9 protein-coding genes are annotated in these 11,351 nt (G+C 66.3%); 2 read left to right on the top strand and 7 right to left on the bottom strand.

Annotated elements, in window-relative coordinates:
* The 4 genes from ACFDSW_RS03015 to ACFDSW_RS03000 form a co-directional block, all read right to left on the bottom strand.
* Positions 1-2,145 carry a GumC family protein gene (locus ACFDSW_RS03015; protein ID WP_375248794.1) on the bottom strand — a complete coding sequence of 715 codons (2,145 nt, stop codon included), beginning with the start codon at positions 2,143-2,145 and terminating at the stop codon, positions 1-3.
* Positions 2,146-2,177: 32 nt separating this feature from the next.
* The gene (locus ACFDSW_RS03010) at positions 2,178-3,476 is read right to left on the bottom strand and encodes an outer membrane beta-barrel protein (RefSeq protein ID WP_375248793.1); all 1,299 of its coding nucleotides are present in this window, start codon (positions 3,474-3,476) and stop codon (positions 2,178-2,180) included.
* A gap of 27 nt (positions 3,477-3,503) precedes the next feature.
* The gene (locus ACFDSW_RS03005) at positions 3,504-3,941 is read right to left on the bottom strand and encodes a hypothetical protein (protein WP_375248792.1); all 438 of its coding nucleotides are present in this window, start codon (positions 3,939-3,941) and stop codon (positions 3,504-3,506) included.
* 251 nt (positions 3,942-4,192) lie between these two features.
* Positions 4,193-4,846: a polysaccharide biosynthesis/export family protein gene (locus ACFDSW_RS03000; protein ID WP_375248791.1), complete on the bottom strand. Its 654-nt coding sequence runs from the start codon at positions 4,844-4,846 to the stop codon at positions 4,193-4,195.
* Between the two features lie 267 nt (positions 4,847-5,113).
* Between ACFDSW_RS03000 and ACFDSW_RS02995 the strand changes: the two genes are divergently transcribed.
* Positions 5,114-5,743: a transglutaminase-like cysteine peptidase gene (locus tag ACFDSW_RS02995; protein ID WP_375248790.1), complete on the top strand. Its 630-nt coding sequence runs from the start codon at positions 5,114-5,116 to the stop codon at positions 5,741-5,743.
* Positions 5,744-5,788: 45 nt separating this feature from the next.
* Here the strand turns inward: ACFDSW_RS02995 and ACFDSW_RS02990 are convergent, their stop codons facing one another.
* Positions 5,789-6,580: a metallophosphoesterase family protein gene (locus ACFDSW_RS02990; protein ID WP_375248789.1), complete on the bottom strand. Its 792-nt coding sequence runs from the start codon at positions 6,578-6,580 to the stop codon at positions 5,789-5,791.
* A gap of 359 nt (positions 6,581-6,939) precedes the next feature.
* Here ACFDSW_RS02990 and ACFDSW_RS02985 point away from each other — a divergent pair, with 359 nt between their 5' ends.
* Complete coding sequence (locus ACFDSW_RS02985) at positions 6,940-8,664, top strand: hypothetical protein (RefSeq protein ID WP_375248788.1); 1,725 nt, start codon at positions 6,940-6,942, stop codon at positions 8,662-8,664.
* 24 nt (positions 8,665-8,688) lie between these two features.
* On the opposite strand, the gene ACFDSW_RS02980 is transcribed toward ACFDSW_RS02985, so the two are convergent.
* On the bottom strand, positions 8,689-9,921 hold the full coding sequence (locus ACFDSW_RS02980) for a glycosyltransferase (RefSeq protein ID WP_375248787.1): 1,233 nt from the start codon (positions 9,919-9,921) through the stop codon (positions 8,689-8,691).
* Between the two features lie 164 nt (positions 9,922-10,085).
* Complete coding sequence (queA, locus tag ACFDSW_RS02975) at positions 10,086-11,111, bottom strand: tRNA preQ1(34) S-adenosylmethionine ribosyltransferase-isomerase QueA (RefSeq protein WP_375248786.1); 1,026 nt, start codon at positions 11,109-11,111, stop codon at positions 10,086-10,088.
* Positions 11,112-11,351 lie beyond the last annotated feature (240 nt).

The raw sequence follows: 11,351 nt of genomic DNA, 5'->3' as shown, positions 1-11,351 counted from the left end.
CTATTCGTTGTAGTAAGAGGAATAGCGCGCCGAATAATAGAGGCCGCCCATCGCCTCGGAACGGTGATCCACCATCGTCAGCACGGCGCCAAGCACGCGCGCATGGCTTTGCTCCAGCCCGGCCAGCGCGGCATCGACCGCCGCGATCGGGGTCGTATCCCACTTCACGACCAGCATCACCGCGTCCGCCAGCCCGGCCAGCGTGCGCGCATCCGCGATGCCGAGCAGCGGCGGCGTATCGAGGATGACATAATCGTAGCGCTGGCGCGCCTCGGCCAGCATCTTTTCCATCTTGCCGCCACCGAACAGGTCGATGGGGGTGAACAGCGAGCCCTGCACCAGCAGCAGATCGAGCCCCGGCACCGAATCGGGCAGCACCGCCTGCTGCATCGTCGCGCGGCCTTCCATCACGTCGGCCAGCCCGGTGTCCGCCGATCGGTTCAGCGCGCGGAGCACGCCGGCACGGCGGACGTCGCAATCGACCAGCAACACCTTGTCACCGCTCATTGCCATCACCCGTGCGAGCGACAGCGCGCTGGTGGTCTTGCCCTCCCCCGGCAGCGTCGAGGCGAGCGCGATCACACGCACCTTTTCGGCTTCGCTGCGGGTGGTGATGAACGACCGCACCGCGCGATAGGCCTCGGCATAAACCGTCATCGGCTTTTCGACCAGCGTCGTGGCCGGGTTGGCCACCCGCCGGGTGCGCAGCCTCCACGGGGTCGGCAGGCGCGGCACCGACGCGACGAACGACAGCCCCAGCAGGGTTTCGACATCCTCAGGCTTGCGCACCGTCGAGCTGAGCCCCTCGACCAACAACACCGCCGCGAGACCCAGGACGATACCGATCAGCAGGCCCGCCGCCGCGAACGCCTTCACCTTGGGGAAGGTCGGGCGGGTCGGGATGGTCGCATTCTCGACGATATTCGCCTGCGGCGAGGACAGGCGCTGCGCCTGGCTCGATTGCTGCGCAGCCTGCGCCAGCCGGGTATAAGCGGTGCGCTTCGCCTCGGCGTCCCGTTCGAGGCTACCCGCCTCTACCGCCGCCTGATCGTCACGAGCGACGCCGCGCTGCAGGGTATTGAGCCGCCCACGCAGGCTGTTGGCGCGCGCCTCCGCCGACAGCGCCTGGCTGCGCAGCCCCCCAACGACGCGCGACGCCTCCTGCTTGATCTGGGCATCGAGCGCCTCGATCTGTTGCGCGACCTGGATCGACAGCGGATAGCGCGGGCCATAGCGCGTGCTCAGCTCGGCACGACGCTTTTCCGCCTCGGTGCGTTGCCGGCGCAGATCGGCGATCACCTGCGACGACAGCACCGCCGAAATCGCGTCGGTGCCGCCGGTCGCCGCCTGCCGCTCCGCCACCGCGAGCGCCGACCGCGCCGCCGCCGCCTCCGATTCGGCGGTCGCGAGCTGCATCGACAGCGGAGCGATCTGCTGATCGGTGATCGTACCGCCCTCGCCGCTCTGGCTGATGCCGCTGCGTGCGCGATAGGACGCCAGCCGGGCGTCGGCGGCCTGCACCTCGGCGCCCAATTCGCGCAGCCGCTGCTGAATCGACGCCGATTGTTTCGCGGCATCGCCCATCAGATTGTCGGCCGTGCCGGTCACATAGGTGCTGGCATAGGTATTGGCGATCTTCGCCGCTTTCTCCGGATCGGTCGAGCGGATGCCGATCTGGACCAGATAGCTCTTGTCGTCGCGATTGATCTTCAGCCGGTCAAGCACGCCGCTGGTGGCACGCTCGATCGCGGTGCCCGCCGCGCCGGTGCCCGCGAATTCCGGATCGCGATCCAGCCCCAGCTGCGTCACGACCTTGCGCGCCGTCCCGCGCGAGCCGATCACCTGCACCTCGGTATTGACCGCCGCCTGATCAGCGGGTTGGTCCTGGCCATTGCCGAAATCGAGCGGTGACGACACGTTCGGCGTGATTCGCACCTTGGCATAGGCGTCGTATTTCGGCGTCAGCAACAGCGCCGCCGCGGTCGCCGCGATGAACACCGCCAACGCGACCGCCACCACGACGATCCAGCGCCGCCGAATCGCGTCCCCGATCGAGCGCAACGTCACCGTCCGACGACCCACGTGACGGGATTGGTCGAAGCGACTCGTTTCGTCGTGTTCGACCAGCGTGGACATGGTGTTCATATGGTGACGTTTTCCCTTTGGGAACGACTGTATCAGCGCTGGAGCACAACCGAAAGCATGGCGCGCGTTTCATTATAGGTTTGCAGCGCGATCGATCCCGATCCCGAGCGGTTGTCGCGGCCGACCAGCAACCCCAGCCCCAGATTGCGATTGACCAGATACCGCCCACCCGCACTGTAGCGCAGGATTTTCGACTTCGCATCCACGCCGACGAAATCGTCCTGTTCGTAACCGACCTGCGCATTCAGCAACACGTTGCGGAGCAGCTCGTGATCGACACGCAGCGCGGCGGCGGTAGCGAAGAAGCCGCTGGTGGTGCCGAACGCGCTGTCCTGCACCGTCCGGCGGACGTTCAGGCCCACGGTGGTCAGCTGGGTCGGGAAATATTCGATCCGCGCCTCGGCGGCGAGACCGGACACATCGCGGTACAGCGGCGAATTGTACTTACGGCTGACATAGCCGAGCCCGATGCCGCCACGGATCAGCGCCGACAGATCGAAGCTGGCGCCGCCGATGATGTTATATTCCTTCGAGTCACGGTTCGGGATGCCGAACGTCAGCGGCTGCTGATAGGTGGTATCGGTATAGCCGCCCTGCAGGAACAGCGAGGTATCCGGCGATACCGCATATTCGCCACGTGCCGTGGTACGCAGCAACGTCTGGTCGCGCCCCGCCTGGCTGATGATCCCGCCCGAGAAGGAACGCACATCGGAGAAGGTGAAGCGATCGGCGCTGACCGCCACCTGCCCGCGTACCCGCGCCCCTGCGAAGGTGGTGCCGAGGCTGGCGGTGGTATGCTGGAACTGGATCGATTCGGCGGCATCCTGCGGCGACGCGGCGGACGAGCGCGGCTCGGTCGCACGCGCGGTGCGCAGCTGGGTGTTGAACGACAATGTGCGCGTCGCATCGATACGGCCGGTGGCGTCGAGATTGTAATTGGTCTCGTTCCGCGGCGTTTCGCTGGCGAAGCGACGCAGCTGCGCGCCGGCGTTGAAATTCAGCTCGTTGGTGGACCAGTTGCTGTTCACCGCCACCGATGGCGACACCAGGGCGAACACGTCGCCCTGGGTGTTGGAATCGGTCTGATAGGCGTTGTCGGTCGCGCCCGCGCCGACCTCGATCCGCGGGAAGACCAGGAACGAGCCGGCCCGGACGCCCTGCGCCTGATATTCCGGCCGTTCCCGCTGCAGCACGCTGGTGTTCCGGCCGCGATCATAGTCGAGCGGCAGGTTCGGCAGGACAAGATTGTCGCCTACCTGCTGCGCCTGTGCACCACCCGCCGCCATCGGCAACGCCAACACGCCCATCAGGGCAACAAGAGACAGCCGCATCGAAATCCCACTCACAAAAGGCAATGATCAGAAGCGCGAGTAGTTCGACGTGCCGCCGCCGACGCCGACCGCCGGCCCCTGCGCCAGCGTCGCCCCCGCCGCCCCGCCGGCTGCCGCCGTGCCATAGGGGCTGCACCGCGCCGCGGTGGTCAGCACGTCGCGCAGCGCGACGATCGCCGGCTGCGGCTGGCGCGGCGTATCAAGCGCCTCGCGCAGCGCGGCGAGCACGACACGGCAATTGGCCTGGCTCTGGTCGACGGTGTAGGCGATCTGCGCCTCGAACTGGTCCGAGGCCGACGTGACCGGCACCTGGCCGATCGTACCGAGGATCGCGGTATACAGCGCGATAACGTTCGGATCGTCCCGCGAGACCAGCGGGGATACCGGCGCGATCGGGATCTGGGCCATGCTCGCCGCACTCGCGACCGATGCCAACGCCGTCATGCCCATCAGAAACAAACGCATGGAAAACACCCCTATTTTCTTGAGCCTGTGTCACATCTCGTTGCAATCCACAACGACGGGGGATCGATCCGGAATCAGGCCAAGTCTCTTTTCGAGACGCCAGGATTATAGGCGGCTCGCGTCATTACGGTAACGTTTTTGTTAACAATTTGCCGCGCGGCGCATGTCGGCACGCCGGCATTGCGGCTGGCCCGAACTTCCCCCCTCCCCGGAGGCAGGCTCGGGCCGCCTGATCGAATGCCGGCCGGGCCTTAGAACAGACGTTCCTTGATCCGGATGGTATCGCCCGGCTGGACGCGCAGGTCGGGCGTCAGCGGCACCGCTTTCTCTTCGCTTTCGCCGGCATGTTTGACGAAGACCGACTTCTTGCTGGCGCGGTAGGTGAAGCCCTGCGCCGTCGCGACCGCATTGAACACCGTCAAACCCGACGAATAGGGATATTCGCCCGGCTTGTTGACCTCGCCGAGGATGTAGAAGGGACGGAAGGTGAGCACGTCGATGCTGACGCGCGGCTCGCGCAGATAGCCGTCGGCCAGCCGGCGCTGGATCGTGGCGGCCAGCGCGGAGGTGGTGACGTCGACCGCATCGATGTCCCCGATCAACGGCAGCGACAGCTTGCCATTGGCATTGACGAGGAATTCGCCCGACAGCGACGGTTCGTCGAAGACGATGATCCGCACCTTGTCGGCAGTGCCGAGGCGATAGTCGTCGCTCGCCCCGGTCACGCCGTTCGGGCCAGCGGTCGCCTGCGATGTCGTGCCGCCGCTGGTCTGCGGCGTGGCGGTCGATGCCGCCGGCGCGGTGGTCGCGACGGTCCCGGCGCCGGGATTGGCCTGTCCGGCGGCGAAGGCGGGGCCGCAGCCGGCCAGCCCGATCGCCACAAGCAAGGTCAACAACTTTTTCATTTGCCAGGCTTCCCCATCATGATGCACCATCGGTTTGCGCGAGGGTGTATCCTGTCTCGCGCCGCCCGACGTGGTCGGGCAAGTGCTTGATTAGCTCAAGCTAGCTTAACAGTTGCGTACTGTCACCTGTTGGACGGAGCGGTTTTGGCGCCGCCTCCCTTGCTCTGACTGACCTGTCCCCGCCCGGGACGGTCAAGCTTTTGGTAACCTCCTGCCCATATTCTTCGCCCTGGAATGACCCGATCGCCATGCAGGACGCAGTCTGAGATGACCCTACGGCAGACCAGCACGCCACGCCGCGCGCTCCTCCGATCCCTCGCCGTCATCACGGCGCTGCTTGCCGGTTGCCCGACCACCGTCGGGGCGGATATCACGTCGTCGTCGTTCATCAGCTTCCGCCAGCAGATCGAGCCACCGCGCGGCTTTTCGGCGATGTGCCAGCACAAGCCGGCGCTGTGCGGGCCGGCGGATCCGCTCGGCCAGGCCGAAGCGCATGTCGGCTTGGTCGACAACCTCCATCTGCTCGATCACGTCAACCGCACCGTCAACCGGGTCGTGCGACAGGCCGACGACTGGCGCGTCTATGGCCAGAACGAAGTGTGGACGCCCGCCGGCCTCAAGCGCGGCGCGCGGGGCGATTGCGAGGATATCGCGCTGGAAAAGCGCCAGCAGCTGATCCACGCGGGGGTGCCGGCGGACAATCTTTTCCTCGCGGTCGGCTATGCGCGCCGGCTCGGACTGCACGTCGTATTGGTGGCGCGCACCAGCGGCGGCGATCTGGTGCTCGACAGCCGCAGCAACGAGCTTCGGTCATGGCGCAGCGTGCCGTACAGCTGGATCGGTGCGCAATCCGGGCAGGACCCCGCACAATGGTATGCGATCCGACAGCCCGCCTGACGATCAGGCGGTGGCCGCAAGGGCGCGCCATCCGGTCGATCTGATCTAGCCCAGCGTCTCGGCCTCGATCATGACCCGGCCGTCGCTGACCTGCACCAGCCATTGTTCGTGATCCTGCAGGCCCAGCGCGGTCAGGCTGCCGTGTTCGTGCGCCCCGGTATCGATGCCGATGCGGTTGCCGCCCAGCCGCGGCGCGCCGGGCTCGATCGTATGGCCATGCACGATCACCTTTTCGTGCCGCCGGCGACTCGACAGGAACGGCTCACGGATCCACAACAGATCGTCGGGGTCCTGTTTCGCCAGCCGCAACCCCGGCCGGATCCCGGCGTGGCTGAAGAAATAATCCCCCAGAGACCAGGAATGCGGCAGGCGATCGAGCCAGTCGATCGTCGCGACATCGACCGCGCGGCGCAGGTCGCCCATGATCTTGCTGTAGCTGCCCGGCTGATGCGGGCAGGCATCCACCCCCAGCCCCTCCAGCGTCGCGTCGCCGCCGAATTTCAGCCAGAATGCCAGGGCTTCCTCGTCACCGCGATAGGCGTCGACCAGCGCCGCCTCGTGATTGCCCTTCAGCACCACCACGCCGTCCGACGCGATCAGCGGAAACACCTTCAGCAGCGTCGCCGCATCCTTGCCACGATCGATGAAGTCACCGAGGAACACCAGCGTCATCGCCGCGCCGCCGCGCGCCGATCCGTCGCGGCGAATCGCGTTGAGCAATTCCACCAGCAGATCGGCTTCCCCGTGAATGTCCGCGATCGCATAAACGCGCCGCCCGGCGGGCAGGCACGGCGGGGAAACGGGGGCGGAAACGGAAGCGGTCTTGCGAAACACCATGGATCGATCAGCCGTAGGTTGGCGCGCAACACATACGCCACTGCGATAACGACCCGCTGCGGTGACGGGCCCGGGGTGAGAGTACCGGGGTTCGCGCCACCCCGTCATCGCGTCATCCGCCGGCATGCGCCGGAAGCGGGATAAAGCGATGCGGCACGCCCATCGATGCTCCAACCATCATAACGGGCGGGCGGCAAGACTAAATTAAGCATCTTCCCCTAAGTGATTGGAAACTTGCTCACATTTAGGTTTCCACCATGACGTTGCGAATGGCTCTAGCGGTAAGCAGCCTGCTCCTTCTGGGGGCGTGCGGCGGTGGTGGGGGCGATGGCTCGGCAACTAGCACGACGGGAGTCGTGGTGTCGCCGTCCCCTTCCAGCCCGGTGCCGACTCCGACCCCGACCGCGTCGGTGCCAGCCAATCCGAACAAGATGGTGCTGGGCGCCGTCACGCATTTCCAGCAGCAGGCGTGGGACTTTTCGATCCTGAACGTCGCCAAGACAATCGGGGCACAGAACGTCCGTGACGGCGTATTGTGGTCGGATATCGAAAAGTCGCCGGGCGTGTATCAGTTCACCACGCCAGGCGCGAAGTGGATGGACACGGTCAGCGACGCCGGCATGCCGATCACGCTGACGTTCGGGGATACCAATCCGCTCTACGACGGCGGCAACACCCCCTATACCGACGCCGGGCGCGCCGCCTTCGCCAAATATGTGGTCGCCACGCTGGATCGCTTCCCGCGCATCAAGACGATCGAGATCGGCAACGAGTACAATGCCTTCAATTTCGTCTCCGGCCCCGTGCTGAACGACGGCTATGGCCCGCGGCAGCAATATTATTTCAACCAGCTGCGCACCGTCTACAATGCGGTGAAGGCGACCCATCCGGACGTGAAGGTGCTGGGCGGTGCCGCGCTGGCCATCCCGGTCGGCTATTTCAAGCCGCTCTTCGCGCTGGGGGCACTCAATTATATGGATGGGATCGTCGTCCATCCGTACACCACCGATCCCGAGCAGCTCGAAAAGCAGCTGACGGTGCTGCGCAACGCGATGGGATCGAACGCCAAGCCGATCCACGTCACCGAATTCGCGAAGGAAGTCGACAGCATTCCCGATACCGCCAGCTATCTGGTGAAGAGCATCGCGGTGATGGCCAGTGCCGGTGTCGCGGAGGCGGACTGGTATGCGCTGCGGCAGCAGGGCAGCCCCACCAACCTGTGGTACAAGAATGTCGCGCTGACGTCGTTCGGCGGTGACATCCTCGCCCCCGGCCAGGGCTATAAGGTCATGGCCACGCAGGTTCTGGCGAAGGGTGCGGGGCAGCGGCTGGCGACGGACGCCTTCACCTATGCCTACGAATTCGGCCAGAATGCGATGGTGATCTGGGGCGAGCCGCGCTCGTTGACGGTCACGGCCGCCGCCAAATTCTACAATGCGCAGGGCGTGGAGATCAGCAAGCCGACCGCGATCACCGCCGACACGCCGATCATCATCGTCAGCGATACCGCGCTGTCACTGGGCGACAATGTGCAGCTCGGCAGCATCCAGCTTGTCGCCGACAGCTACGATCAGTTCGACTTCACCAACGCGCTCGACGGCAGCACCCGCTTCGAGGGGCCATGGACCTATTTCGCCTATGGGGTGCGCAGCGGGGCGTTCAACATGGCCTATACGCAGGGCGGCGGCGAGATCGCGAGTGCCGACTGGCAGCCCTATATCGGTATCGACTGGCTGCGCCCGTTCAACATCAACGCCAATACGGTCAGCCCGGTCGACTACAACACCGGGGGCTCACCCGACGCCTATAAGGCGCTGCTGCGCTATACCTCGCCGGTCGAGGGCAAGTTCGACCTGAAGGGTACATGGGACGTGATCGCCTCGTCGGTGGACGGGATCGACCTGACGATACAGGTCAATGCGCAGACCGTGCTGTCGACCACCGTGGCACAGCATTACGATATGAATGTGAAGAGCATCACGCTGAAACCCGGCGACATCCTGTCGATCTACGTCGGCCCGAACAAGAATGCCCAGGGCACCGACACCACCAATTACCGGATCAAGGTCTACAGGGCGGCATGATGTAGCGGCGGTGGCGGCCGATGCTCACGCCGCCACGCCATCCGGTATCGCCGCCCGCTCCTCCACCACCGGGCGGCCCGGCAGCGCGAACGCCTCCGCCAGCGCGGCGCGCTGCCGTGCATTCCAGCGCGCGATCGCCGCGATGCCCGCGCGCCCCATCACCTCCCGCCGCGCTGCGTCATCCGCCAGCGCCACCAGCGCATCGGCGAAATCCTGCCGGTCGTCGGTGATCTGCACGCCGGCGGCGAACCCCCGTTCCACCCCCTCCGCCCCCAGGACGGTGCTGACGCAGGGCACCCCCATGTTCATGGCGTCGAGCAGCTTGATCTTGATGCCGGTGCCGGCGGTGATGTAGTTCGCCAGCACCGGCGCCTGCACCAGCGCGTCCGCGATCCGATCGACGCGACCATGTTTCACGACGAACGGGTAATCGGGGATCGCGTCGCCGACGCTGCCGATCACATGCAGCTTGAACGCGGGGCGCCGCGCCAGCACCAGCGGCATGACATCGTCGATCAGCCGGGCGAGCGACTGGTTGTTCGCGATGAAGTTCGATCCGATGAAAGAGGCGCCGTCGCACCGCGAGAGATCGATCGGCGCGCAGGGGGCGACGATGTGACTGACCGTCGCGACCCGCGTGGACGCGGCACCGGCGAGCAGCGTGTCGAACAGCGCCGCCTCCCGATCCTGGATCGCCAGGATCGTATCCGCCCGCGCCAGGCCCTTCCGTTCCGCGGCGGGCGTGAATTCCGCGACGAACGAATCATGCGTGTCCAGCACCTTCAGCGTGTCGTCGGGCACCCATTCGAAGATTTTCGAAAAATGGACATATTCCACCAGCACGATATCAGGCCGCAGAGCCGCGATCAGCCGCTGGCATTGCGCGCGGATCGACCGATCGAATAGATAGTCCACGTCGGTGGACCGGCGATCCCCGAACACTTTCGTGCGCACCCGCCGCGCCAAGGCGGCGGCGTTGAACATCGTTTCGGCAACGATGCCGCGCGTCAGCGGACGATACCGGCCAGGCCCGAAGAAATCGCGATGCCCCTGCGCGTCGCAATCACGCCGCTGACGGGAAGGGATCAAGGCGAACGTCACCGCATGATCGCGACGCAATTCGCCGAGCAACGTCCGGATCCGCTGGCGATTGCCGCCATGGCTGGGGGCGATGGGAATCTTCGAGAAGACGAGAATCGATCGGTCAGGCAGCGCCTTGGCGCTGTCGACGGCTTTCGCATCGACGGTCCGGATCATGACGGCCACTCCCCCGAGTTGCAACGCCTGCCCCACGGGTCCGCCCCTCGTCGAAAAGAGGGTTAACGAACGGGGTTAACGGCCGCCTAATGAAGGATCTACCTCATTTTGTATAGGGAAAACCGCCATCCAGGGTGCCCGCGGCCCAGGCCGGCGGCGCGGCCTCAAGGCAGCAGCAGCGATGCGTCGCCATAGGAATAGAAGCGATAGTCGCTGGCGATCGCATGGGCATAGGCCGCCTGCATCGTTTCCAGCCCCATCAGCGCGGATACCAGCATGAACAAGGTCGAACGCGGCAGGTGGAAATTCGTCATCAGCCCGTCGATGCCGCGGAAGCGATAGCCCGGGGTGATGAAGATCGACGTATCGCCCTCGAACGGGCGGACGATGCCATCGTCGCCGGTGGCGCTTTCGATCAGTCGCAGCGATGTCGTCCCGACCGCGATCACCCGGCCCCCGGCGGCGCGCACCGCGTTGAGCCGGTCGGCGGCGGCGGCGTCGATCCGACCCCATTCGGCATGCATGCGATGATCGTCGGTATCCTCCGCCTTGACCGGCAGAAAGGTGCCGGCGCCCACATGCAGCGTCAGCGTCGCGTGCCCAATGCCGGTGCGATCGAGCGCGGCCAGCAGCGCGGGCGTGAAATGCAGCGCCGCGGTCGGCGCCGCCACCGCGCCGGGCCGATCGGCGAACATCGTCTGATAATCGTCGGCGTCGCGCGCGTCGGTATCGCGCTTGCCCGCGATATAGGGCGGCAATGGCATGCGGCCGGCACGCTCCAGCAGCAGCTCCACCGGCTCCTCCCCCGCGAACACCAGCGCCCAGCTGCCGTCCTCTTCGCGGTCGACGGCGCTGGCGGTGACCCCGGCGCCGAAATCCACGACATCGCCGTCGCGCAGCCGCCTGGCGTTGCGCACGAACGCCCGCCAGCGGCGCGGGCCCTCGCGCTTGTGCAGCGTCGCCCCGATCCGCGCCGCGCCGCGCGTGCCCTCCAGCTGCGCGGGAATGACCCGCGTATCGTTGAACACCAGCAGATCCCCCGGACGCAGCGCATCGGGCAAATCGCTGACGATCCGATCGGCCAGTCCGTTGGGGGTGACGAGCAGCATGCGCGCCGAATCACGTGGCGCCACCGGACGCAGCGCGATCCGCTCCGCCGGCAGATCGAAGTCGAACAGGTCGACGTTCATCGGGACGATGCCTTCATATCAAAGCGCAGCAGCGGAACGCGCGCCGCACCGCGACCGCCGCAGCCAGCGGCGGCAGCCCGCGTTCCGCTCACCGCCGGAACGCCCGGACGACCGCAACACCTCAGCGCTGACGCGGCGCCGTCGTCGCGGGGGCGCGCTTGGCCGGCCGGCCCGCCCGCAGCGCCCCGGTCAGCTCCGCGTCCGACACCGGCGCCGCGGCCGGAGGGGCGGCGGCGGGCA

Source organism: Sphingomonas sp., assembly GCF_042091075.1.
In the GTDB taxonomy this organism is placed as follows: Bacteria; Pseudomonadota; Alphaproteobacteria; order Sphingomonadales; family Sphingomonadaceae; genus Sphingomonas.
Note: the sequence above shows the minus strand (reverse complement) of the source record. Positions and strands in the feature narration are given on the sequence as shown.